Below are 22,860 nucleotides of genomic sequence, written 5' to 3' on the forward strand. Positions count from 1 at the left end.
CTAAATAATGTTATGATTAGACAAGTCGTATAAACGAAATTGTTTACCTTTCATAAGATTACAGAACGTTTCAATCTTATTACATATGTTTAAAATTAGACTAAATGGTTTCTTTTTACGCCTATATCATATACAATGCCCCCTAGATGATTTTTTCGAATAGCTAATAATCGTTTGGGATTATGAAAGGAGATTAATCATGAAAAAACTGATGTATACATTGCTCATTGGGGTAATTGCTGCAGCTTTAACAGCATGCGGTTCAAACGATGATGCAAAGCAATCAAAAAGTGATGATCAGAAAACTGCACAAACTGAGAAGCAAAAAGAGGCTCAGGAAAAGCAGGAAAAGCAAGCAAAAGAAATGCAGAAGAAATTAGATAAACAAAAAGTAGATGAGAAGAAAACCGTAGCGGTTGTAAACGGTAAAAAAGTTTCTGGTGAAGAATATAATGCGGCATTATCTTCATCACAAGCCCAATATCAACAAATGGGACAAGACCCAACATCTAAAGAAGCAGCTAAACAAGTAAAGCAGCAAACAATTGACAATTTAGTAGGTCAAACGCTGCTATTGCAAGAAGCTGAAAACAAAGGCTATAAAGCAACTGATGAAGAAGTAAATAAAAAGTTAAAAGAAACGAAAAAGCAGTTCAAAACAGATAAACAGTTTAAAGCGGCTTTAAAAGATGCAGGACTAACTCAATCACAATTAAAGTCTGAGCTGGCTGACAGCATTAAATATCAGCAGTACGTAGATAAAGACATCCAAACACCAGAAGTAACAGATAAAGAAATTCAAGATTATTACGATCAATTTGCAAAACAAAGCCAAAGTCAAGCAAGCGGCGGTAAAGAACAATCTCAAATGCCAAAGCTTGAAGACGTAAAGCCACAAATTAAGCAGCAGCTTGAACAACAAAAGAAACAAGAAGCATTAGAGAAAAAAGTTGAAGAACTTAAGAAAAATGCAAAAGTTGAAGTGAAGCTTTAAATACAAAAAAAAACGTCCCTTTAAAGGGCCGTTTTTTTGTTATGTACATTTATTGCTTCTTGTCAGTAAAAAGGGGTGCGTGAAAGATTTTATTGTATTTTGACTTATAAGATAAAAAGTGTTCTGATGGTTTGACTTTCATCCTATACTTTTCTTATATAGATATAAGAGAAATTGGGGGAGTCGATAAATGAAAAAGGTGGCTGTTTTTTTTGTTGGGCTTGTTTTTTTACTCGCGGGGATGGGCCTGACAGGCAATGCGTCTGCGGCGTCAAATCAACTTATTATTATTAATAAATCTACTAACACCCTTGCTTTTTATGATGGAGGAAAATTAGTAAAGACGTTCAAAGTTGCGACAGGCAGGCAGATGAGTTATACACCAGAGGGTACCTTCAGCATTGTGAATAAAATTAAAAACCGGCCTTATTATAAAGACAACATTCGGGGAGGAGATCCTAGGAATCCGCTAGGTGATCGCTGGCTAGGATTAAATGCGCGCGGAACATATGGAACAACGTATGCTATTCATGGAAATAATAATCCAAGTTCTATCGGAACTTACGCAAGTTCAGGGTGCATTCGTATGTATGATGAAGAGGTACGCTGGCTGTTTGACCGCGTTCAAACCGGTACAAAAGTGGTTATTGGTCAATTTCATTCTCAAGGTTTTGATTCAATCGCTGTTAAAAACAAATACAAAGTAAGCAGTGCTCCAGTCGCCCAGAACCTTTGTAAAACGAAAAAGCTTTCAAAAGGCCAAATTGGTTTTGTAACGATTGAATCACCGATGGTTTTGTTAAAAGAAGAAAAAGGAAAATGGGTAAAGATTCGTACGTTAAATCGCGGTGAACGCTATAATGTATATAAAATAGATGGCATTAAAGTCTCTTTAGGACCAGGGTTTATTGAAAATTATCCTACTAAAAAAACATCCATAAAATTAGATATTTGCAAATAGAAAATGAGGCTGGGACAAAAGTATTTTAGCCTAAGTAAAAAACGAACCATGAATCAAATATTTTGATTCATGGTTCGTTTTTTTATTATGGTGAACGTAGGTTTCATCTGTTCTGTTCCTTCTAGCAGTTGATGGGAGAGCAAGGCGAAGACTCCCGTGGAAAGCGAAGTGTTGGACGGAAATCAACAGCGGTGTCACAAGCTATTTATACGAGCTAATGCATCCGTTTGTTCGTCTTTAGATTGGATTTATTTCGTTATGTCTCAACCTCATTTTTTGAATTTTTAATAATGTTTATTATAATAAAAAACAGGGAAACTAATTGCCTAATGAAGAGAGAGAAAGGGTTGTTTTAACGTATGTCTACAATAGATTTATCAAAATTCGAGAAAAAAATGATTATTCGTAACATCAAACCGGACGATATAGATGAAATTTTAGCACTTCAAAAGCTATCATTCCCGGGAATGGATCCGTGGAAAAAAGAACAGCTTGAAAGTCACCTGGCCATTTTTCCAGAAGGACAAATATGTGCAGAGTACGACGGGGAAATTATCGGATCTTGTTCAAGCTTGATTGTGAACTTTGATGAGTACGATGATCAGCATACGTGGGACGATATTACAGACGAAGGATACATTACAAATCATAACCCCGAAGGCTACAATCTGTATGGAATTGAAGTAATGGTTCATCCAAAGTATCGCGGCATGAAAATAGGACGCCGCTTGTATGAAGCGCGTAAAGATTTAGCACGTGAATTGAACCTGAAAAGTATCATTATAGGAGGAAGAATTCCTAATTACCATAAGCATTCAGCTGAAATGTCGCCTAGAGAATATGTAGAGCAAGTTATTCATCATAAAATTTATGATCCAGTCCTATCTTTTCAGCTAATGAACGGATTTACGCTTATGCGTATAAACCCTGGTTATCTTCCTGATGATCTAGCTTCTAATAAGTATGCAACGCTGATGGAATGGAACAACGTAGATTATGTTCGCCGTTCAAAACGCCATTTTAAAACGTCATTCCCAGTGCGTATTTGTGTTGTTCAGTATATGATGAAACAGATCAATTCATTTGAAGAGTTTGCAACACAGGTAGAATATTATACAGATGTTGCTTATGACGCAAAAGCCGACTTCTGCGTATTCCCGGAAATTTTCACAACTCAACTAATGTCTTTCTTGAATGAAAAGATTCCAAGCAAAGCGGTTCAGCGCGTAGCAGAATATACGGAAGAGTACATTGAACTATTCACTAATTTAGCGGTTAAATATAACGTAAATATTATTGGAGGATCCCACTTCGTTGAAGAAGATAATGGAGATATTTTTAATATTGCCTATCTATTCCGCCGAGATGGAACAATTGAAAAGCAGTACAAAGTGCATATTACACCTAATGAAAGAAAATGGTGGGGAATTAGCCCAGGAGACAAAGTTGAAGTGTTTGATACAGATTGCGGTAAAATTGCGATCCAAATTTGCTATGACATCGAATTTCCGGAGCTTGCTCGTATTGCTACCGATAAAGGTGCAAATATTATTTTTACACCATTCTGTACGGAAGACCGTCAAGGCTATTTGCGCGTAAGATACTGCTCTCAGGCGCGCGCGATCGAAAACCAAATTTATACGGTTATCGCAGGTACAGTTGGAAACCTGCCTGAAACAGAAAACATGGATATTCAGTATGCTCAGTCCGCTATTTTTGCACCGTCTGACTTTGAATTTGCACGAGACGGCATTGTAGGAGAATGTAATCCTAATATTGAAATGGTAGTTATTGGAGACGTAGATTTAGAAATTCTTCGCCGCCAGCGTCAATCGGGAACGGTTCGTCAATTAAAAGACCGACGCCACGACGTTTACAATATTAAATATAAAAAATAACGAAGTTTCTAAAAACATCATGCAAATGCATGGTGTTTTTTATTTCAACTTTTGCCATAATAAAAACTATTACAATGAATTTTGTGGACTAACCATGGAAAAGAGGGGAAAACATGAGTTTTCATGGACAATCGGTATTACCCGCTGTTCGAGATATGAAGCAATTGGAAAAATTTTTAGTAAGTAATTATGAGTACGGAGTTCTTTTAGACAATCAAGTGGGCATGCTAAAAGGAATTATGAAAGAGGTCCATAAGCATGAAAAGAAACTAATCATTCATTTAGATTTAATTCATGGCTTAAAGCACGATGAATATGCGGTTGATTTTTTGTGTCAGGAGTTTAAGCCTGCGGGGATTATTTCGACAAGAACAAACGTCATTTTAAAAGCTAAACAAAGAGGGATTTATGCCATTCAACGGGTCTTTTTATTAGACAGCACGGCTTTGAAGAAAAGCTACGAGTTAATGAAGAAAGTAAAACCCGATTATATTGAGCTTCTTCCTGGAATTGTGCCCACTTTAATCCAAGAAGTCAAAGCTGAAACAGGCATTCCAGTGTTAGCTGGAGGTTTAATACGAACCGAAAAAGAAGTGCTGAATGCTTTAGGAGCCGGGGCTTCTGCTGTTACAACATCAAATAGAGAACTGTGGAGTATTTCAACTTAAAAAAACTGTTTGACAACGCTTTCACCATCTAGTAAACTTCTAGATAAGTTAATAGATGTGAGGGAGAATAGGAGATCCACGGTATAGCCTTTTAATGATTTTATTAGGGGGATGTATTGTGGATTTTCTTATTTTCTTGTTATTTTAATCGTTTTCATACAAAGGGGAGGTTATTTATATGCAAGCATTCTTAGGAGAAATAATTGGAACAATGATTTTAATTATCCTTGGCGCTGGTGTATGTGCGGGCGTCAATTTAAAAAAATCGTTTGCTGCTAATTCAGGATGGATCGTTATCACAATGGGATGGGGAATGGCAGTAGCGATGGCAGCATATGCGGTTGGTAATATGAGTGGGGCACACTTAAATCCAGCGTTAACCGTAGCGCTTGCTATTACAGGTGATTTTCCGTGGTCACAAGTACCGGTGTACATTTTAGCTCAGTTTATTGGAGCCATTCTTGGCGCAACAGTTGTTTATTTACACTATCTTCCACACTGGAAAGAAACAAAAGATGCTGGTACAAAATTAGGCGTATTCGCAACGGGGCCAGCAATTGCTAACCCATTTGCAAACGTTTTAAGTGAGGCAATTGGAACGTTTGTATTAGTAGTAGGAATCTTAGCAATTGGAGCAAATAAATTTACAGATGGATTAAATCCTTTAGTAGTAGGATTTTTAATCGTAAGTATTGGTTTATCATTAGGAGGAACAACAGGCTATGCCATCAACCCTGCTCGTGATTTAGGACCTCGTATTGCTCATGCTATCTTGCCCATACCTGGCAAAGGCAGCTCGAACTGGAAATATGCTTGGGTGCCAGTAGTGGGTCCTTTAGTAGGCGGATCAATCGGGGCAGTATTTTACCAAGCGGCATTTTTAAATAAAATGTCAAGCAGTTTATGGGTTGTTTTAAGTCTAGCGCTGATTGTTTTAGCAGTTATCTACGCTGTTTCTAAACAAAAGGCAGCACAGATTCAATCAGCAGTAGTACCGAAAAAATGAATGCGCTTTACCATCTAACTATGTACAATAAAGAAACGACACTATACAGAGAATAGGGGATATTGATATGGAAAAATTTATTTTATCTTTAGACCAAGGAACAACAAGCTCACGAGCAATGTTATTTAATAAAAAAGGTGAAGTTGTACATGTAGCTCAAAAAGAGTTTACACAGTACTTTCCAAAACCAGGTTGGGTAGAGCATAATGCAAGTGAAATTTGGGGATCTATCCTAGCAGTTATCGCATCTTGTTTATCTGAGTCAGGTATTCATGCGGATCAAATCGAAGGAATTGGGATTACCAATCAGCGTGAAACAGCAGTAGTATGGGAAAAAGCAACAGGGAAACCGGTGTACAATGCAATTGTATGGCAATCTCGACAAACGTCTGGTATTTGTGAAGAATTAAAAGCAAAAGGATTAAACGATACGTTCCGCGACAAAACGGGATTATTAATTGATGCATACTTCTCTGGAACAAAGGTGAAGTGGATTTTAGATAACGTAGAAGGTGCACGTGAAAAAGCAGAAAACGGTGAATTGTTATTCGGAACAATTGATACATGGTTAATTTGGAAGCTATCAGGCGGAAAGGCGCATGTAACGGATTACTCAAACGCATCCCGCACGCTTATGTTCAATATCTACGATTTAAAATGGGATGATGAACTGCTAGACATCTTAGGGGTACCGAAATCAATGCTTCCAGAAGTGAAGCCTTCTTCTGAAGTATACGCTCATACAGTAGACTATCATTTCTTTGGTAAAAACATTCCAATTGCTGGAGCAGCCGGGGATCAGCAAGCCGCTTTATTTGGACAAGCGTGCTATGAAAAAGGAATGGCGAAAAACACCTATGGAACAGGCTGCTTTATGCTCATGAATACGGGTGAAAAAGCAGTTAAGTCCGATCACGGTTTGTTAACTACATTAGCATGGGGGATTAACGGCAAAGTAGAATATGCGCTTGAAGGCAGTATTTTTGTAGCAGGATCTGCTATTCAGTGGCTTCGCGACGGTTTAAGAATGTTTAAAAATGCGGCTGAAACTGAAAACTATGCAACGCGAGTAGAGTCTACAGACGGCGTATATATTGTGCCAGCTTTCGTAGGACTTGGAACACCTTATTGGGATAGTGATGTACGGGGGGCGATGTTTGGATTGACTCGGGGTACAAAAAAAGAACACTTTATCCGTGCAACGCTTGAATCACTAGCTTATCAAACAAGAGATGTATTAAGTGCAATGGAAGCGGACTCTGGAATTACATTAAAAACATTGCGTGTAGACGGAGGAGCAGTTAAGAATAATTTCTTAATGCAGTTCCAAAGTGATGTGTTAGACGTTCCGGTTGAACGTCCTCAAGTGAATGAAACAACGGCTCTTGGGGCAGCATATTTAGCGGGTCTAGCGGTCGGCTACTGGAAAGATTGCGATGAAATTGCGCAGCAGTGGAATATGGAAAAATCTTTCGAACCAAGTATGGAAGAAGAAAAGCGTGAAGAATTATATAGCGGCTGGAAAAAAGCCGTACATGCAACAATGGCTTTTAAGTAATTATTTGATGAAAATCCTTTAATTAAAAGCGCATGTATGATATAATTTACTCAAGTTAATAAATTGGTTGGAGAATCGGAGAGACCACAGATCCATATGTAGGCATACTATATATGTGATTTGTGGTCTCTCTTTTTTGTATATTGGAAAAATTTTATATCTTTGAAAAATGAAAGGGGAATGACGTATGTTTTCAAGTCAAACACGTTCGAATAAATTGGTAGACATGACACAAAATCAATACGATTTACTAGTAATTGGTGGGGGAATTACTGGGTCAGGTATTGCACTTGATGCGACTCATCGAGGCATGAAAACGGCATTAGTTGAAATGCAAGATTTCGCAGCAGGAACATCTAGTCGTTCAACAAAGCTTGTTCACGGCGGTCTACGCTATTTAAAACAGTTTGAAGTTAAAATGGTAGCCGAAGTTGGTAAAGAACGTGCCATCGTATATGAAAATGGCCCTCATGTAACGACTCCGGAGTGGATGCTGTTACCTTTCCATACAGGTGGAACATTCGGTAAATTCTCAACTTCAATTGGACTGCGCGTATATGATTTTTTAGCTGGTGTAAAACGCTCAGAGCGCCGCAAAATGTTTAGCGCAGAAGAAACGCTTAGCCGCGAGCCATTGGTGAAATCTAAAGATTTAAAAGGCGGCGGTTACTACGTTGAATATAAAACAGATGATGCACGTTTAACGATTGAAGTAGCTAAAGAAGCTGCAGCAAGAGGGGCAGACTTAGTCAATTACACAAAAGTGGAAAACTTCATCTACGATAAAGGAAAAGTAGTAGGGGCGGTTGTTCGTGATCAGCTTACGAATAAAGAATATAATATCTATGCGAAAAAAATCGTCAACGCTGCAGGTCCATGGGTGGACACGCTGCGTGAAAAAGATAATTCAAAAAAAGGCAAGCAGCTTCAATTAACAAAAGGAATTCACTTAGTTATTGACCAAGAACGCTTTCCGTTAAAACAAGCCATTTATTTTGATACACCTGATGGACGTATGGTATTTGCGATTCCGCGTGATGGAAAAACATACGTAGGCACAACAGACACGGTCTATAAAGAAGACGCTAGACATCCGCGTATGACTGTAAAAGACCGTCAATATGTTATTGATGCGATTAACTATATGTTCCCAACGGTTGATCTTACGGTAGACGACGTAGAATCAAGCTGGGCGGGTGTTCGTCCACTTATTCACGAACAAGGAAAAGATCCTTCTGAAATCTCGCGTAAAGATGAAATCTGGACATCAGAATCAGGTTTAATTACAATCGCTGGAGGGAAATTAACTGGGTACCGTAAAATGGCTGAAATTGTCGTAAATCGCGTAGCTGAAGATTTTAAAGCAGAAGGACGCGAATTTGAAAGCTGTCAAACTAAACATTTACCGATTTCTGGAGGTAATGTAGGCGGTTCAGGTGGGTTCCCAACGTTTGTAGAGCAAAAAGTCAAAGAAGGCATCAAACTAGGGTTATCACGTGACGCTGCTGAAAAGCTTGTAAAACGCTATGGCTCAAACGTAGATAAAGTATACCGCTACATGATTGAACGTCCTGATCAGCTAAAAAACAGCGACCTTCCAGCTAGTGTATTTCTGCAAATTCAATATGGCATAGAAGAAGAAATGGTTTCAAAACCAGTGGACTTCTTCATTAGACGTACGGGCGCTTTATTCTTTGATATCAACTGGGTAAGAAGCTGGAAAAAACAAGTGATTGCTCATATGGCCGAAGAGTTAAAGTGGACGCCTGAGCAAACAAAAGCTTATACGGATGAATTAGAACAGCACCTTCATGACGCAGTTGTACCAGTAGATGAAAAAGTTAACCGTATGACAGGTATTTCATGATAAAATAAAAAAGTACCTCAAAATTTGTCAATACAGCCATAATATAATAGCAGGAAGTCAAATTTTGACGAAGAAATATAATATGACTGTTAAAAAAAGAGAAAGACGGTTACTCGTTTTTCTCTTTTCATACATATTTACATCTATATAAGGGGGCTTTTTTTTATGAGTTGGAAAGAAACGTATACATCTTGGATTAATTATCCAAATTTAGATCCTGAATTACGTCAAAATTTAGACGCAATCAAAGGTGATGAAAAACAATTAGAAGATAGTTTTTACAAAACATTGGAATTTGGAACAGGCGGAATGCGTGGGGAAATTGGAGCCGGTACAAACCGTATGAATACGTATACAATCCGAAAAGCTTCCGAAGGCTTTGCTGAGTACATTAAACAAGCTGGCGAAGAAGCTATTAACCAAGGAGTAGTCATTGCGTATGATTCTCGCCACAAATCCCCTGAATTTGCAATGGAAGCAGCAAAAACATTAGCAAGTCACGGAATTAAAACGTATGTATTTGAAGAGCTAAGACCAACACCTGAACTTTCATTTGCAGTGCGTGAGTTAAACGCATTTGGAGGTATTGTTATTACAGCGAGCCACAATCCTCCTGAATATAACGGATACAAAGTATATGGTCCAGACGGTGGTCAGCTGCCGCCAAAAGAAGCTGATGAACTAGTTGGCTTTGTAAATGCTGTGGAAAATGAACTTACATTAGCTGTTCAATCTGAAGCGGAGCTAAAAGAAAAAGGTCTTATTGAAATGATTGGTTCAGCGATTGACGAAGCATACAATGAGAAACTAAAAACGATTTTAATTAATCCAGAGCTAGCTTCTGAAACAGGTAAAGATTTAAAAGTGGTTTTTACACCTCTACATGGTACAGCTAATAAGCCAGTTCGCAACGCGCTTCAATCCATCGGTTACGAAAATGTCACGGTTATTGAAGAACAAGAACTTCCTGATCCAAATTTCTCGACGGTTAAATCTCCGAATCCTGAAGAACCAGCTGCGTTTGAATATGCTGTTCGTAAAGGAAAAGAAATTGATGCAGATATCTTAATCGCAACGGATCCAGATGCAGACCGTTTAGGAATTGCTGTCAAAGATCCAAGCGGCGAATATGCGTTATTAACAGGAAACCAAACGGGTGCTTTATTGCTTCACTATTTGCTTTCTCAAAAGAAAGAAAAAGGCGTGCTGCCTGCTAATGGCGTTGTGTTAAAAACGATTGTAACGTCAGAAATCGGCGCACAAATTGCTCTTTCATTTGGACTGCAAGTTGTTGACACTCTAACAGGTTTTAAATTTATCGGTGAAAAAATCAAGCAATATGAGCAAACAGGCGAGTATACATTCCAATTCGGTTATGAAGAAAGCTACGGCTATTTAATTGGTGACTTTGCTCGTGACAAAGACGCTGTACAAGCAGCCATTCTAGCAGTAGAAGCTTGTGCTTATTATAAAAAGCAGGGCATGACGCTATATGAAGCGCTTCAGCAAGTGTTTACTAAATATGGTTTCTATCGTGAAGGTCTGAAATCTTTAACGCTTAAAGGAAAAGAAGGATCTGAGCAAATTCAGCATATTTTGGCTACATTTAGAAATGAACCTCCTACTGACATTGCAGGATTAAATGTTTCGGTTGTAGAGGATTATACATTAAGTGAGCGTCAGCATATTAAAGCAGGGAAAGTAGAAGAAATTACATTGCCAAAATCAAATGTATTAAAATATATCTTAGAAGACGGTTCTTGGTTCTGCCTTCGTCCATCTGGTACAGAGCCAAAGGTGAAGTTCTATTTTGGCGTCGTGTCAGAAGATGAAGCAACGAGCATTGCTCATTTAGAAGCTGTACAAACAGCTGTAATGGGTGAAGTAGAACGTGTATTAGATAAAGTGAAAACGGTATAAAAGTAAAGCCTGCTCAAACTTGAGCAGGCTTCTTTTATGATACTTTATTTGATTGCGTATTTGACAAATACGAAGAAGATCGTAGGGCTTTATAAATTTTCGGAGCAAGCATAGCCCCAAGAACAGTAAAAATAAGATCCTTTACCGCAAACCACGACATAATCTTCCAAGCGGCTGCATATGTCATTGCAGGAGCTTCAAGCCAGTAATTAACCGCTGCATACATATACGTAGTACCTATTAAATAAATAACGGCAATACCAACTAGTGATGAAATTAAAAAGATAGAAAAAGTTGGCTTGCCGCGCATCTCCATAATTTTTCCTGTGATAAATGCTGCTACGATATAAGAAAGCAAAAAGCCGCCAGTGCTTCCAAATAAAATACCAATTCCTGCTTTAAATTGAGCAAATACTGGGGCGCCGGCAATGCCAATTAATACGTATACAATCATTGAAATAGAACCCATTCTGCTCCCAAGTAAAAGTCCTGCTAATATAACAAAAAAAGGCTGAAGTGAAAGAGGCACGCCGCCTACTTGTAAAAAAGGTGCCCAAGAAGTAATGTTTGCACCAATAGCCATAAGAGCCGCAAACATACCAGCTAGCGTTAAATCTAATGTGCGAAACCTTTTATTAGTACTCATATATGTTCCTCCCAGTATGTACTGAAATATCTTAGCGTATGTACTGAAGATTGTACGTCGAATCCACTTTTATGTCAACGATAAAAATAAATGTGTTTACATATATTATTTGATGTTTTTTGAAATAAAGTATGCATATTTTTAGTGCAACATAAAAAAATAAAGAAGGGAATTCATCCCTTCTTTGTCCAAGTGTGTGTATCAAAAATACTAGTACAATGATTCTTCCAGAAGCTCCGGGTTGTGCTCCGAATATTCCGTTGCATGATCAATGTAGCGTAGTAAAGAATAAAGCTCTTCTTGAATGATGCGGTAGTTTCGTTCAAAATTGTAGGCGTGCAAAAAATGTTCAATCTTTTTTGAAAGAAAATCGTCGTCTGTTCGAACCATTAAAATTAATAAGTTATCCCATTGTGAACGGTGTGTGTAATATAAAGCTCGATCATAATCAATTACATCCATTAATAACGTTCCTCCTTTTGAGGAGTTGAAATTAGTGTATGATATTTGCGGGAATTCTTACGCTGTAAATGTTGGGCAAAAGACCAGTGCATAATTAAAAGAGGTTGTAGTCATTATGCAAGAAGAATAAACGTACAGGACCCTATAAATGATAAGAAAGGCAAAGAATGATGCAGCATAACAGTTATATTACATCCATTATTTAAGACAACTAAATAAAAATCCCCTTTTCTTGAAAAAATAAAGCTTCTTTTTGATGAAAACACATGAATTGGCATGTTTGTACATAGATTGAAGTAAGGAGTGAAAGGGGGAGCTGTCGTGAAAGAAGCAGATTATAAGCAATTATACCGTGCGATTGATGAAATTACGGAAATAGCTAGCGGTTTCGGCTTAGATTTTTATCCGATGCGCTATGAAATTTGCCCGGCAGATATTATTTATACGTTTGGTGCATATGGGATGCCAACTCGTTTTTCACATTGGAGCTTTGGAAAACAATTTTACAAAATGAAATTACACTACGATCTTGGATTGAGTAAAATTTATGAATTAGTTATCAATTCAGATCCTTGTTATGCATTTTTATTGGATTCCAATGCGCTTATTCAGAATAAATTAATTGTAGCTCACGTGTTAGCCCACTGTGACTTCTTTAAAAATAACAGCCGTTTTGCCAACACTAAACGGGATATGGTAGAAAGTATGGCAGCGACCGCTGATCGAATTAAAGAATACGAAGTAAAGCACGGTAAGCGTGAAGTAGAAAAGTTTTTGGATGCTGTCCTATCGATTCAGGAACATATTGATCCGTCTCTTATGCGTGCCAAGCTTTCTTGGAGCATAGATGATGTAGAATCATCGGAAGAAGAAATCATTTCTCCTTACGATGATTTATGGAATTTGGATTATAAAGAAAAGAAAAAACCAAAACCTCCAAAATCTTTTAAAAAATTTCCGCCTCAGCCTGAAAAAGACATCTTATTATTTATCGAAGAATACAGTCCTTATTTAGAGGACTGGCAGCGGGATATTTTAACGATGATGCGAGAAGAAATGCTTTATTTCTGGCCGCAGCTTGAAACAAAAATTATGAATGAAGGCTGGGCTTCTTTCTGGCATCAGCGCATTATTCGAGAAATGGACTTAACGAGTGATGAAGCGATAGAATTCGCCAAGCTAAATGCAGGAGTTGTGCAGCCCTCTAAGACGGGAATCAATCCATATTATTTAGGTTTAAAAATCTTTGAAGACATTGAAGAACGCTACAATAATCCAACAGAAGATATGATTCGCCGGGGCGTGGAGCCGGGATCAGGAAGAGAGAAGATGTTTGAGGTACGTGAGGTTGAATCAGATATTTCCTTTATTCGCAATTACTTAACAAAAGATTTAGTCATGCGAGAGGATATGTACTTATTCCAAAAACAAGGAAAAGACTATAAAATCGTTGACAAAGAGTGGACAGAAGTTAGAGATCAGCTTGTTAATATGCGCGTAAACGGCGGATTTCCTTATATCACAGTAACCAATGGAGACTATCTAAAAAATGGAGAGCTCTATTTAAAACATTGGTATGAAGGAATTGAATTAGATGTCAAATACTTAGAAAAAGTGGTACCGTACGTTCATCAGCTTTGGGGCCGCCCCGTTCATTTAGAAACGGTAATGGAAGGCAAGCCAATCGCCTTTACGTATGATGGAAAAACAGTGCATAGAAAACATTTGTAAAAAAGAAGACCGCTTAAACAGCGGTCTTTTTGGGCTTCTGTAACTTATCCATATAAATTGAAAAAATAAAATTACTATGCAATAATCGAATGAGAATTACTTTCATTTAGAAAGGAAGATAAGATGTTTGTTGTAAACGCAAGTTTTGAAACAGAAAAGAAATTTGAAGAACAGCTCACGCAAAAAGCTAAGAAAAACAAAACAGAAATTGAGGCAGCCAAAGGAAATTTATCGTTCGAATGCTGGAAAAAAGATTCTGCAGATAAAGTTGAATATGTCTTTGTATCGAAGTGGGAAGACAAGCAGTTCTTTCAAGCGTGGATCTCAAGAGAGGAACATGTGAACGAACATAAAGAAGCGAATAAAAAGAAAACGAAAGCATTTTCTGAAGCTATGGAAATCAAGAAAACGCTGCGTTTTTATGAGGCGGTAGAAGAGGACATTCTTTCCTAAAAAAGCATGCTTGACTTTCATAAATGTTGTAACTATAATGATTACAACAAAATAGGAGTGAGAGCAATGAAAATTAGCAGTCGATTCACCGTGGCCGTTCACATACTATCTTTAATTAAAGTAGATAGCAGTCATCCTAGTACTTCAGAGTGGATTGCTAGCAGTGTAAATACAAATCCTGTTGTTATAAGACGAGTAATTGGGATGTTAAAGAAAGCTGGACTCGTAGGTGTAAAAGCCGGAGCTGGCGGAGCTTATCTATTGAAAGATCTAGAAGAGATAACGTTGCTAGACGTTTATCGAGCGGTGGCGGCAGTGGAAGAAGGAGAATTGTTTCAAATGCATGAAAATCCGAATGTGGAGTGTCCTGTAGGAGCCAATATTCAAAGTGTTCTTGAATTGATTTTAAAACGTTCTCAAGATGCCATGGAACAAGTCTTAGCCAATGTGACCATGAAAGAATTAGTGACGGATTTAATAGCAAAAATAGATGCATAATAACATGCTTCTGTTCGTAAAAAAACGGAGAAACCTAGGTTTCTCCGTTTTTTTATAGCTTCACAATTGTTCGTCCTCGAGCTTGTCCTTTTAATAAAGTCGGAAGTACCTCAGGGAGCTGTTGTAGTGAAATTTCTTGCTGAATGAAAGGTTCGAAGCTTTCAGGCTTAAAGTCATTAGCAAGTCTATTCCAAATCTCTTTTCGAGTAGGCATTGGACAGTAAACAGAATCGATACCTAATAAATTAATCCCTCTTAAAATGAAGGGAAAGACTGTTGTTGGCACTTTGCCTCCAGCCGTTAGCCCGCTGACCGCTACAGAGCCTCCGTACTGAATTTGACTGAGAACAGAAGCTAGAGGCTCTCCGCCCACAGGATCCACCGCAGCGGCCCATTTTTCCTTGCCTAATGCTTTTAATTTGCCGTTATAAACATCTTCACGCGCTACAATAGAGGAAGCGCCAAGCTCTTTCAAATAAGCTGCTTCCGAGCTTTTTCCCGTACTTGCTTCCACTGTGTAGCCTAATTTTGAAAGAATGGCAACCGCAAAGCTTCCTACACCTCCCGTAGCGCCTGTTACAAGCACAGAGCCATTAGATGGACTAGTATGGTTTTCCTCTAAGCGATGCACAGATAAAGCAGCTGTAAAGCCAGCTGTTCCGATAATCATTGCTTCTTTTAACGTTAAATTTTCAGGGAGAGGGACAATCCATTCGCTGCGTATGCGCGCATACTCACTATAGCCTCCAAAGTGTGATACGCCAATGTCATAGCTTGTTGCAATGACATGATCACCTTCTTTAAAATCAGGGCTGTCAGAAGATAAAACAACTCCTGCTAGGTCGATTCCTGGAACAAATGGGTAGCTTGTCACAATATTTCCGTTTGCGATGCTGGCTAAGCTATCTTTATAATTCACCCCTGAATAATGAACGCGAATAAGTACATCGCCTTCTGGCAAATCGTTTAGCGTCAGTTCTTGGACGGACGCCTCCACTTGCTCTTCACTTTTTTTATCTACGATTAATGCTGAAAATGATTGCTCCATTTTATTTCTCCTTTCTATAATGAGATGTATATATCTATACATAGACTACCTTATTTCTATACCCATTATAGAAAATAGTAAAAGAAGTTCCTAATACTTTGATTACGAAAGAGATTATTTCATTATAAAATAGCGGTATAGCTATTAGTTAGCAATACATAGAAAAGAGGAGAAGAGAAATGAGCACAAACATATATTTTAACCATGATGCAGGCATTGATGATTTAGTATCGCTTTTTTTACTGCTGAAAATGGATGATGTAAAGGTAACAGGGGTATCTGTTATTCCCGCTGACGGATATCTAGAGCCAGGTATCAGCGCAAGCCAAAAGATTATTGATCGTTTTGGAAGTTATGATATTGAGGTCGCTAAATCTACTTCACGCGGTATGAATCCATTTCCAAAGGAGTGGCGCATGCATACGTTTTATGTAGATGCACTGCCGATTTTAAATGAAAAAGGGGAAGTACAAACAAAAATAAGTCAGCTCCCTGCTCATGATCATTTAATCGAGACATTGCAGCACACAGCCGGGAAAACAACTTTATTGTTTACAGGACCGTTAACAGATTTAGCAAGAGCATTGGAAAAAGCGCCGGAAATAGAAAAGAAAATTGACAAGTTAGTATGGATGGGCGGTACATTTCAAGAAGTAGGAAACGTGCAAGAGCCCGAACATGATGGAACGGCGGAGTGGAATGCTTTTTGGGATCCAGAAGCAGTAGCGAAAGTATGGAAAAGCAAAATTAAAATTGAGATGGTTGCTTTAGAAAGCACGAATCAAGTTCCCTTAACACCCGCTATTCGTCAAATGTGGGCTTCACTTCGAAGATATGAAGGAGTAGACTTTGTAGGGCAGTGCTACGCGGCTTGCCCGCCGCTTGTACACGTTGAAACCAATTCAACATATTATTTGTGGGATGTACTCACAACAGCATTTACAGGGAATTCAACACTTGTGAAGGTAAAAACCGTTTCGAGTATTGTGCATACAGAAACACCGAGCCAAGGAAGAACAGAAATTTCCGAAGAGGGACGACCTGTAGATGTCGTATATAATGTCACAGCTGAAGCATTCTTTACGTACATTACAGATTTGATGAAAAAAGCAGTAGCCAAATAAAGAAAAAGGTTGCACATGAAAGTGTGCAACCTTTTTAATGAATCATATTCAAGAATTGACGTGTCCGCTCTTGTTGAGGATTTGAAAATATTTTATCTGGTGTCCCTCTTTCCATAATGACGCCTTGATCCATAAAAATAACTTCATCCGCTACTTCACGGGCAAAGCGCATTTCGTGAGTTACCACCACCATCGTCATTCCTTCTTTTGCCAAGTCTTTCATGGCTTGAAGAACGTCTCCTACAAGCTCAGGATCAAGAGCTGAAGTAGGCTCATCAAACAGCATAACTTTTGGGTCCATCGCCATTGCTCTGGCGATGCCAACGCGCTGTTGTTGTCCGCCAGACAGCTGGAAAGGATAAAAGTCGAGCTTGTCTCCTAAGCCAACTCGTGTTAATAATTCTTTCCCTCTTTTTTCTGCTTCTTGAGTGGAAACACCTTTTACAATTACAGGACCTTCCATAACATTTTCAAGTGCAGTTTTATGAGGAAATAAGTTATAGTTTTGAAAGACCATACCTGTTAGGCTTCGAAATGAAGTAATGTCTTTTTTACGAACAGGCTTGGTAAAATTCATGCTTTTTTTATCAAGTTCAATCGTACCGTCTGTTGGGATTTCTAACAGATTTAAGCAACGTAAAAAAGTTGTTTTACCGGATCCAGAAGGGCCGATTAATACAATTACCTTGCCCTGTTCAACTTCCAAATCAATCCCTTTTAATACTTGCAAATCACCGAATGATTTATGCAAATTTTTGATATTAATCATATAAAAAACTCCTTTAGCTACTTGAAACGGTTATTTAGATACGTAACGATCTAGTCTTATTTCAATGCGTCCTTGGATAATGGATAAGATTGTGCACATAATCCAGTACAAGAGCGCTGCTTCACTATAAAGAAGTAAAAACTCATAGTTAGTTGAAGCAATTTCTTGAGCTTGACGGAACATTTCAGAAACAAGAATAAGCGATGCAAGTGACGTGTCTTTAATAAGACTAATAAAAGAGTTAGATAATGGCGGAATCGATACACGTGCTGCTTGCGGTAAGATAATCCGTCTTAACGCTTGGGAATAGGTCATACCAAGTGAGTAGCCAGCTTCCCACTGTCCTTTAGGAATAGATTGAATTGCTGCTCGGATAATTTCAGATGCATAAGCACCTACACTTAATGAAAATCCAATAACAGCAGAGATAAATGGATCAATTGTTATATCTAAGTTAGGTAATCCGTAGAAAATGATAAATAATTGCACAAGCAAAGGCGTTCCACGAATAATTGAGACATATACACGTGCAATCATGTTTAATACCTTACTTGACGACAAGCGAGCAAGTGCTGTTAAAACAGCTAACACAATGCCTATGGCAAAGCTTATTAATGTTAGTGGAATAGAATATTGAATAGCTCCCTTTAGCATTGGTAAGAGAGATGATTGAGCGATTGAAATCAATTGATTCAATCGCTCTCCATCAGGAAAAATATTATTTAGGAGAAACATCTTCGCCAAACCATTTCTTAGAAATTTTTGCGTATGTTCCGTCTTTTTTCATATCTTTCAATGCTTTGTTTACTTCATCCACTAACTTACCGCTGTCTTTTCTAAACATAAAGCCGCTTGCAGCACCATCGGATTTTTCATCCGCGATTTTGATAGGTGCGTTAGGGTGTTTTTTCTTATAGTCAAGGAACGATAATTTATCGTTGATTGTAGCATCAACACGGTTTGCGCTCATTAGTTCTACTGCTTGAGCAAAACCTTCAGCACTCGTAATGTTTGCACCATAAGATTGAGCCATGTCTTTATAGTTACTTGTTAATGACTGCGCTGATTTTTTTCCTTTTAAATCTTTAAATGATTTGATATCTTTTTCGTCTTTACGAACAATTAATACAGCGCCTGACTGGATGTATGGATCAGAGAAATCGTATTTCTTTTGACGATCTTCACGAATACCCACTTCGTTAGCAATCATGTCAAAGCGTTTAGCATCTAATCCGGCAAACATGCCATCCCACTGTGTTTCTTTGAACTCAGCTTTTACGCCAAGACGTTTAGCTACTTCTTGAGCCAATTCTACATCAAACCCAGTTAGCTTTTGTTTGTCATCATGAAAAGTGAACGGAGGGTATGTACCTTCAGTTCCAATTGTTAATACGCCATCTTTTTTCACTTTATTATATAAATCCTCTTGTGAAGATTTATTGTCTCCATTGTTTGCTTCATTTTTTGAGCTAGAACCGCATGCGGCAAGCACAACTGTGAAAGCTAATAGTAGCGACAAAAGTGCAGCAAATTTCTTCATTTTCTAAACCCCCTAGTATTCTGATAGGAAATGATACTCTGTGATACTAAACAAGAACACAGCAAAAGTCAACAAAAAAAACTTATACGATTAATGTGACTTAAAATAAGGGAAATATACCTTCTATACACGGTTTATCATAAGGATACAGAAAGGTTTTAAAATTTGGATTAAGTGGATTTTTAAGGGAAATTTGAGGAGTAAAAAGGAAGTTTCATGCGACGATTTTCTCTTTCATTTTTTCATGACTTTTGGTGCAATAAACATATAGTTAAATGTTAAGGTAGAAATAAATTCCTTATGGTACACTTAAAGAAGAATTTATGAAACGGAGCGATATGATGAAAGCCATAAACTTAATCTCAATTGCCTTTGGTGCTATCGCTGGTACATATGCACGTTATTTGCTGAATCTTTCCTTATTATATACGGGCTATCCAATAGGAACGGTAATTGAAAACCTATTAGGAAGCTTCATACTAGGCCTATTAACAGGATTTTTTGTGTGGAAAAAGCCAAAAGAATGGATAAAGCTTGGACTAGGAGTTGGCGTATGCGGCGGTTTTACAACGTATTCAACGTTTGCAGGAGACGTCATTTCTCTCACTCAGCACCATTTATTTTGGGGAGCCATTTATGTAATGGTCTCTTTAGTAGGTGGAATCCTTCTTGCTTTAGCAGGCTATCTATGCGGTGAAGCGGCAGGGAAAAATTTAGTGAAAGTACATGAGGTGAAGTAAATGAGCATAGTGAGCTTGGCACTTGGCGGGGCAGCTGGAGGAATATGCCGTTATCTTTTGGGTTTAAAAGTTACAAAAACAGTTTCAAACCCTCCTTTTCCAGTATCAATGCTGTTTGTAAACTTGCTTGGTGCGTTTGGGCTTGGTCTTTTTTACGGTAGTTATTATGGAAAGGTTCCGAGTCATGCTTATGATGATTCAATATTTTTAATGATTGGCATTGGTTTTTTTGGTGCCTTTACCACTTTTTCAACGTTCAGTGTGGAAACCGTACAGTTAATTCGAGAAAAATCTTATCGGAAAATGCTGGCGTATGTGGGGATTTCAGCATTGGGAACAGTTGGTTTATTTACAGTCGGTTTACTGGCAGGAACGTTTTTATTTAAGTAAAGAGAACGTTTCTAGTAGGGAAAAACAAAAAGACGGAGAAGTAGAGAATGGATAGAAAAGCAGAAGTTTGGAAATACATTTTGTTGATTGTAGCTGTTGCAGGTCAGATCATCGGTTTTTTATTTTTATTTATAAATGTTGTGGCGGCATTTATTTTTTACGGTTTTTATATTCTAACTTTTATTATGTTACTCCTGCTGTTTATATGGGATCGGAAAAAGGAAAAAGACAAGGAAGAATTTGACGACTATACCGATTACTAATCATATAAAAAGCAGAATGATGCGGTGCGCCGGACCTCTTACTTAGTAAAGAAGCTTAAAAGATACATCTATAAAAGGAAGAGAGCCGTAAGAGCATAAAGAGATATTGTATTTACATCTAGTTGTGTTATAATTTTAAGTGCGAAAACAAAATCAATAAATAGCAATCACTAGGGGAGCTTTTTGAAGCTGAGACGAATGTATTTCGGACCCTTTGAACCTGATCTGGTTTGTACCAGCGTAGGGAAGTGGCGATCATGTTTACATAACGATGCATGCTAACCACTCTACGTTGTAGAGTGGTTTTTTTGTATGGAATAAAGCCCTCTACACAAGATGAAGTGATTGAAATTTCTCTTTATTCTGAACGGAAAGGTTTCGATCATATGGATATTCCTAAATTTCATGTCGTTACAACAGATAAGCAGCCAATTGAAGAGGTTCGGGACATTTTAACGGCTATTGAGCCTTTTGCGGGTGCCATTCATATTAGAGAAAAAAAGAAAACGGCAAAGCAGATTCAATGTTTGCTAGAAAGCCTGCCATTTTGTCTCTCTAAAATTATTGTAAATGACCGAGTTGATGTAGCGCATGCTTTAAAAGCAAAAGGCGTACAGCTTGCCTATCATAGTTTAGATGTTTCGTGTGTTAGAGACGTATTTCCTTCTCTTATTGTCGGAAAATCAGTTCACTCTGTGGAAGAGGCTTTAGAAGCTGAAAAAGATGGTGCCCACTACATTCTATACGGACATATTTATTCAACACATTCAAAAAAAGGATTAAAAAGTCGAGGGGTAGCAGCACTAAAAGAAGTAGTAGATGCTGTACAGATACCGGTTATTGCCATTGGAGGAATTACACCTGTAAATGCCAAAGAGGTGCTTCAAACAGGAGCACACGGTATAGCTGTGATGTCTGGTGTCATGCTTGCGCAAAATCCCCTTAAAGCGATTAAACAATATTCTCATATATGGACATCTGGAGGTGGAGAAAATGAAGCAGCATTATGATGTACTGTTAGTCGGAGGAGGCATAATCAGCTCTTCTATCGCTTATCATTTGTCAAAACAAGGAGCATCAGTGGCCATTCTTGAACGAAATCAAATTGGTTGTGAAGCTTCAAGTGCAGCAGCTGGTATTTTAGGTGCTCAAGCTGAAATTGATGAAGAAGGTCCTCTTTTAGACCTTGCTATTAAGAGCAGAAGCATGTTTCCTGAGCTGGTGAAGGAACTAAAAGAAAAAACGGCCATCGACGTAGAGCTCATTCAAAAAGGCTTATTAAAAGTCGCTGTAACAGAAGAAGATGCACACGTATTAAAGAAAAAAGCCGCTCAGCACCACCGATGGGATGAACATGTAAGATGGATCGATGTAAAAGAAGCGCGTTTGTTAGAACCCGGTCTCTCTCCAGACATATACGGAGCCATTACAATACCGGGGGACGGCCAGCTAGCTCCGGCTAAGTTAACGCAAGCTCTTGCTCATGGAGCCTTGTATCACGGAGCAGATATATTCGAATACTGTGATGTTCATTCTCTTATTATGGAAAATGAAACAGTAAAAGGTGTACAGACGTCCAGAGGCTCTTTTTACGGAGAAAAAGTAGTTATTGCAGCAGGCTCATGGGCTAAACGCTTTATTTCTTCTGAACATTTAGGCCGCGTGTTTCCCGTAAAAGGGGAGTGTATTGCTCTTCGAAGTCATAAGCCGCTGCTTTCTAAAACGATTTTTTTAGATGAAGGTTTTTACTTAGTGCCTAAGACTGGTGGAAGAATCATAATCGGGGCAACTAAGCTACAGCATGACTTTACCAAGACGGTTTCTGCACAAGGTATTCAATTTTTGCTGAATAAAGCTTCGGCGCTTCTGCCAGCTATTAAAGAAGCCACATTTGAAAAAGCATGGGCTGGTCTTCGTCCACAAACAAATGATGGCTGGCCTTATTTAGGAGAGCATCCTGAAATAGCGAATCTACACATGGCGTTTGGCCACTACCGAAACGGTATTTTATTAAGTGCTGCAACTGGAAAAATTATGGCTGATGCTTTGTTAGGGAAAAAGCTGAATCATTCATTTTTTACATCATTTCAGCTAACAAGAGTAATGGAGGGAGTTCATTGAATCTAATCATTAATGGTAAGACCGTTACTTTTGGAGATGAAATTGAAACGGTCGAGCACTTGTTGCAGGCTCAGAACCTGCATGAACGAGTGGTAATTGTTGAGCTAAACAAGAACATTTTGCAAAAAGAAGAACATAGCGATGCATGCTTAAAAGATGGCGATATATTAGAAGTTGTTTCATTTGTCGGAGGAGGATGAAGA

24 protein-coding genes and 1 riboswitch are annotated in these 22,860 nt (G+C 38.3%); of the genes, 18 read left to right on the top strand and 6 right to left on the bottom strand.

The features are described from left to right. The first annotated feature begins 199 nt into the window (after positions 1 to 199). The 8 genes from ACFX4R_RS22560 to ACFX4R_RS22595 all read left to right on the top strand — a co-directional run bounded on the left by ACFX4R_RS22560 (position 200) and on the right by ACFX4R_RS22595 (position 10,872). Positions 200 to 994, top strand: coding sequence for a SurA N-terminal domain-containing protein (locus ACFX4R_RS22560; RefSeq protein ID WP_034654560.1), 795 nt, complete (start codon positions 200 to 202; stop codon positions 992 to 994). A 190-nt stretch (positions 995 to 1,184) separates the two neighbouring features. Continuing rightward, positions 1,185 to 1,955 carry a L,D-transpeptidase gene (locus tag ACFX4R_RS22565; protein ID WP_043981687.1) on the top strand — a complete coding sequence of 257 codons (771 nt, stop codon included), beginning with the start codon at positions 1,185 to 1,187 and terminating at the stop codon, positions 1,953 to 1,955. A gap of 359 nt (positions 1,956 to 2,314) precedes the next feature. Beyond that, on the top strand, positions 2,315 to 3,853 hold the full coding sequence (locus tag ACFX4R_RS22570; protein ID WP_013055260.1) for a carbon-nitrogen hydrolase family protein: 1,539 nt from the start codon (positions 2,315 to 2,317) through the stop codon (positions 3,851 to 3,853). Positions 3,854 to 3,966: 113 nt separating this feature from the next. Beyond that, positions 3,967 to 4,521, top strand: coding sequence for a glycerol-3-phosphate responsive antiterminator (locus tag ACFX4R_RS22575; RefSeq protein WP_043981688.1), 555 nt, complete (start codon positions 3,967 to 3,969; stop codon positions 4,519 to 4,521). A 178-nt stretch (positions 4,522 to 4,699) separates the two neighbouring features. Then, a complete protein-coding gene (locus ACFX4R_RS22580) occupies positions 4,700 to 5,527 on the top strand; it encodes an MIP/aquaporin family protein (protein WP_025752994.1) in 828 nt (275 codons plus the stop codon). A 67-nt stretch (positions 5,528 to 5,594) separates the two neighbouring features. Next, positions 5,595 to 7,085, top strand: coding sequence for a glycerol kinase GlpK (gene glpK / locus ACFX4R_RS22585; protein WP_162215218.1), 1,491 nt, complete (start codon positions 5,595 to 5,597; stop codon positions 7,083 to 7,085). A 187-nt stretch (positions 7,086 to 7,272) separates the two neighbouring features. Beyond that, positions 7,273 to 8,952, top strand: a complete 1,680-nt coding sequence (locus tag ACFX4R_RS22590) for a glycerol-3-phosphate dehydrogenase/oxidase (protein WP_043981690.1) — start codon at positions 7,273 to 7,275, stop codon at positions 8,950 to 8,952. A gap of 165 nt (positions 8,953 to 9,117) precedes the next feature. Beyond that, positions 9,118 to 10,872 (top strand): phospho-sugar mutase, encoded by a 1,755-nt coding sequence (locus tag ACFX4R_RS22595; RefSeq protein ID WP_165575588.1) that lies wholly within the window; start codon positions 9,118 to 9,120, stop codon positions 10,870 to 10,872. Between the two features lie 34 nt (positions 10,873 to 10,906). On the opposite strand, the gene ACFX4R_RS22600 is transcribed toward ACFX4R_RS22595, so the two are convergent. Both ACFX4R_RS22600 and ACFX4R_RS22605 read right to left on the bottom strand, forming a co-directional pair. Then, positions 10,907 to 11,518: a biotin transporter BioY gene (locus tag ACFX4R_RS22600; protein WP_028410248.1), complete on the bottom strand. Its 612-nt coding sequence runs from the start codon at positions 11,516 to 11,518 to the stop codon at positions 10,907 to 10,909. Between the two features lie 210 nt (positions 11,519 to 11,728). Beyond that, a complete protein-coding gene (locus ACFX4R_RS22605; RefSeq protein WP_013055267.1) occupies positions 11,729 to 11,980 on the bottom strand; it encodes a YhdB family protein in 252 nt (83 codons plus the stop codon). A 321-nt stretch (positions 11,981 to 12,301) separates the two neighbouring features. Between ACFX4R_RS22605 and ACFX4R_RS22610 the strand changes: the two genes are divergently transcribed. From ACFX4R_RS22610 to ACFX4R_RS22620, 3 genes are all read left to right on the top strand, one after another. Continuing rightward, complete coding sequence (locus tag ACFX4R_RS22610) at positions 12,302 to 13,711, top strand: SpoVR family protein (RefSeq protein ID WP_013055269.1); 1,410 nt, start codon at positions 12,302 to 12,304, stop codon at positions 13,709 to 13,711. A gap of 123 nt (positions 13,712 to 13,834) precedes the next feature. Further along, on the top strand, positions 13,835 to 14,164 hold the full coding sequence (locus ACFX4R_RS22615; protein ID WP_043981692.1) for an antibiotic biosynthesis monooxygenase family protein: 330 nt from the start codon (positions 13,835 to 13,837) through the stop codon (positions 14,162 to 14,164). 66 nt (positions 14,165 to 14,230) lie between these two features. Beyond that, the gene (locus tag ACFX4R_RS22620) at positions 14,231 to 14,662 is read left to right on the top strand and encodes an Rrf2 family transcriptional regulator (RefSeq protein ID WP_043981693.1); all 432 of its coding nucleotides are present in this window, start codon (positions 14,231 to 14,233) and stop codon (positions 14,660 to 14,662) included. A gap of 52 nt (positions 14,663 to 14,714) precedes the next feature. On the opposite strand, the gene ACFX4R_RS22625 is transcribed toward ACFX4R_RS22620, so the two are convergent. Continuing rightward, positions 14,715 to 15,710 (bottom strand): NADPH:quinone oxidoreductase family protein, encoded by a 996-nt coding sequence (locus ACFX4R_RS22625; RefSeq protein WP_043981694.1) that lies wholly within the window; start codon positions 15,708 to 15,710, stop codon positions 14,715 to 14,717. A 179-nt stretch (positions 15,711 to 15,889) separates the two neighbouring features. Between ACFX4R_RS22625 and ACFX4R_RS22630 the strand changes: the two genes are divergently transcribed. Next, the gene (locus ACFX4R_RS22630) at positions 15,890 to 16,834 is read left to right on the top strand and encodes a nucleoside hydrolase (protein ID WP_377570435.1); all 945 of its coding nucleotides are present in this window, start codon (positions 15,890 to 15,892) and stop codon (positions 16,832 to 16,834) included. Between the two features lie 34 nt (positions 16,835 to 16,868). Here ACFX4R_RS22630 and ACFX4R_RS22635 read toward each other — a convergent pair whose 3' ends face one another. Genes ACFX4R_RS22635 through ACFX4R_RS22645 form a run of 3 tightly spaced genes read right to left on the bottom strand, consistent with a single transcriptional unit; the run spans position 16,869 to position 19,143 of the window. Continuing rightward, a complete protein-coding gene (locus ACFX4R_RS22635; protein ID WP_043981696.1) occupies positions 16,869 to 17,603 on the bottom strand; it encodes an amino acid ABC transporter ATP-binding protein in 735 nt (244 codons plus the stop codon). A 30-nt stretch (positions 17,604 to 17,633) separates the two neighbouring features. Then, positions 17,634 to 18,338, bottom strand: coding sequence for an amino acid ABC transporter permease (locus ACFX4R_RS22640; RefSeq protein ID WP_043981697.1), 705 nt, complete (start codon positions 18,336 to 18,338; stop codon positions 17,634 to 17,636). Next, positions 18,322 to 19,143 (bottom strand): amino acid ABC transporter substrate-binding protein, encoded by an 822-nt coding sequence (locus ACFX4R_RS22645; RefSeq protein WP_013081647.1) that lies wholly within the window; start codon positions 19,141 to 19,143, stop codon positions 18,322 to 18,324. Before ACFX4R_RS22645 ends, ACFX4R_RS22640 begins: the two co-directional genes overlap by 17 nt. Positions 19,144 to 19,484: 341 nt before the next feature. Between ACFX4R_RS22645 and ACFX4R_RS22650 the strand changes: the two genes are divergently transcribed. The 6 genes from ACFX4R_RS22650 to thiS all read left to right on the top strand — a co-directional run bounded on the left by ACFX4R_RS22650 (position 19,485) and on the right by thiS (position 22,857). Continuing rightward, entirely contained in the window at positions 19,485 to 19,883 is a 399-nt protein-coding gene (locus ACFX4R_RS22650; RefSeq protein ID WP_043981698.1) for a fluoride efflux transporter FluC, read from the top strand. Next, positions 19,884 to 20,273 (top strand): fluoride efflux transporter CrcB, encoded by a 390-nt coding sequence (crcB, locus tag ACFX4R_RS22655; RefSeq protein WP_043981699.1) that lies wholly within the window; start codon positions 19,884 to 19,886, stop codon positions 20,271 to 20,273. 47 nt (positions 20,274 to 20,320) lie between these two features. Then, positions 20,321 to 20,536 (top strand): hypothetical protein, encoded by a 216-nt coding sequence (locus tag ACFX4R_RS22660; RefSeq protein ID WP_013055279.1) that lies wholly within the window; start codon positions 20,321 to 20,323, stop codon positions 20,534 to 20,536. A gap of 162 nt (positions 20,537 to 20,698) precedes the next feature. Continuing rightward, a riboswitch (TPP riboswitch) is annotated at positions 20,699 to 20,800 on the top strand. Between the two features lie 122 nt (positions 20,801 to 20,922). Next, positions 20,923 to 21,546 carry a thiamine phosphate synthase gene (locus ACFX4R_RS22665; protein ID WP_043981731.1) on the top strand — a complete coding sequence of 208 codons (624 nt, stop codon included), beginning with the start codon at positions 20,923 to 20,925 and terminating at the stop codon, positions 21,544 to 21,546. After that, complete coding sequence (thiO, locus tag ACFX4R_RS22670; protein ID WP_237075263.1) at positions 21,530 to 22,657, top strand: glycine oxidase ThiO; 1,128 nt, start codon at positions 21,530 to 21,532, stop codon at positions 22,655 to 22,657. The genes ACFX4R_RS22665 and thiO overlap by 17 nt, the downstream gene beginning before the upstream one ends. Then, the gene (gene thiS, locus ACFX4R_RS22675; RefSeq protein ID WP_013055282.1) at positions 22,654 to 22,857 is read left to right on the top strand and encodes a sulfur carrier protein ThiS; all 204 of its coding nucleotides are present in this window, start codon (positions 22,654 to 22,656) and stop codon (positions 22,855 to 22,857) included. The genes thiO and thiS overlap by 4 nt, the downstream gene beginning before the upstream one ends. The last annotated feature ends 3 nt before the right edge of the window (positions 22,858 to 22,860 follow it).

Source organism: Priestia sp. YIM B13490 (assembly GCF_042787735.1).
Classification (GTDB): Bacteria; Bacillota; Bacilli; order Bacillales; family Bacillaceae_H; genus Priestia; species Priestia megaterium.

What these genes read in the sequence shown, in the direction of transcription:
- ACFX4R_RS22625 (WP_043981694.1), bottom strand. Translation starts at nt 15,710, where the DNA reads ATGGAGCAATCATTTTCAGCATTAATCGTAGATAAAAAAAGTGAAGAG.
- ACFX4R_RS22630 (WP_377570435.1), top strand. Translation starts at nt 15,890, where the DNA reads ATGAGCACAAACATATATTTTAACCATGATGCAGGCATTGATGATTTA.
- ACFX4R_RS22645 (WP_013081647.1), bottom strand. Translation starts at nt 19,143, where the DNA reads ATGAAGAAATTTGCTGCACTTTTGTCGCTACTATTAGCTTTCACAGTT.
- ACFX4R_RS22600 (WP_028410248.1), bottom strand. Translation starts at nt 11,518, where the DNA reads ATGAGTACTAATAAAAGGTTTCGCACATTAGATTTAACGCTAGCTGGT.
- glpK (WP_162215218.1), top strand. Translation starts at nt 5,595, where the DNA reads ATGGAAAAATTTATTTTATCTTTAGACCAAGGAACAACAAGCTCACGA.
- crcB (WP_043981699.1), top strand. Translation starts at nt 19,884, where the DNA reads ATGAGCATAGTGAGCTTGGCACTTGGCGGGGCAGCTGGAGGAATATGC.
- thiO (WP_237075263.1), top strand. Translation starts at nt 21,530, where the DNA reads ATGAAGCAGCATTATGATGTACTGTTAGTCGGAGGAGGCATAATCAGC.
- ACFX4R_RS22635 (WP_043981696.1), bottom strand. Translation starts at nt 17,603, where the DNA reads ATGATTAATATCAAAAATTTGCATAAATCATTCGGTGATTTGCAAGTA.
- ACFX4R_RS22560 (WP_034654560.1), top strand. Translation starts at nt 200, where the DNA reads ATGAAAAAACTGATGTATACATTGCTCATTGGGGTAATTGCTGCAGCT.
- ACFX4R_RS22660 (WP_013055279.1), top strand. Translation starts at nt 20,321, where the DNA reads ATGGATAGAAAAGCAGAAGTTTGGAAATACATTTTGTTGATTGTAGCT.
- ACFX4R_RS22665 (WP_043981731.1), top strand. Translation starts at nt 20,923, where the DNA reads ATGGATATTCCTAAATTTCATGTCGTTACAACAGATAAGCAGCCAATT.
- ACFX4R_RS22620 (WP_043981693.1), top strand. Translation starts at nt 14,231, where the DNA reads ATGAAAATTAGCAGTCGATTCACCGTGGCCGTTCACATACTATCTTTA.
- ACFX4R_RS22565 (WP_043981687.1), top strand. Translation starts at nt 1,185, where the DNA reads ATGAAAAAGGTGGCTGTTTTTTTTGTTGGGCTTGTTTTTTTACTCGCG.
- ACFX4R_RS22640 (WP_043981697.1), bottom strand. Translation starts at nt 18,338, where the DNA reads ATGTTTCTCCTAAATAATATTTTTCCTGATGGAGAGCGATTGAATCAA.
- ACFX4R_RS22575 (WP_043981688.1), top strand. Translation starts at nt 3,967, where the DNA reads ATGAGTTTTCATGGACAATCGGTATTACCCGCTGTTCGAGATATGAAG.
- ACFX4R_RS22595 (WP_165575588.1), top strand. Translation starts at nt 9,118, where the DNA reads ATGAGTTGGAAAGAAACGTATACATCTTGGATTAATTATCCAAATTTA.
- ACFX4R_RS22570 (WP_013055260.1), top strand. Translation starts at nt 2,315, where the DNA reads ATGTCTACAATAGATTTATCAAAATTCGAGAAAAAAATGATTATTCGT.
- ACFX4R_RS22615 (WP_043981692.1), top strand. Translation starts at nt 13,835, where the DNA reads ATGTTTGTTGTAAACGCAAGTTTTGAAACAGAAAAGAAATTTGAAGAA.
- ACFX4R_RS22580 (WP_025752994.1), top strand. Translation starts at nt 4,700, where the DNA reads ATGCAAGCATTCTTAGGAGAAATAATTGGAACAATGATTTTAATTATC.
- ACFX4R_RS22590 (WP_043981690.1), top strand. Translation starts at nt 7,273, where the DNA reads ATGTTTTCAAGTCAAACACGTTCGAATAAATTGGTAGACATGACACAA.
- ACFX4R_RS22605 (WP_013055267.1), bottom strand. Translation starts at nt 11,980, where the DNA reads ATGGATGTAATTGATTATGATCGAGCTTTATATTACACACACCGTTCA.
- ACFX4R_RS22650 (WP_043981698.1), top strand. Translation starts at nt 19,485, where the DNA reads ATGAAAGCCATAAACTTAATCTCAATTGCCTTTGGTGCTATCGCTGGT.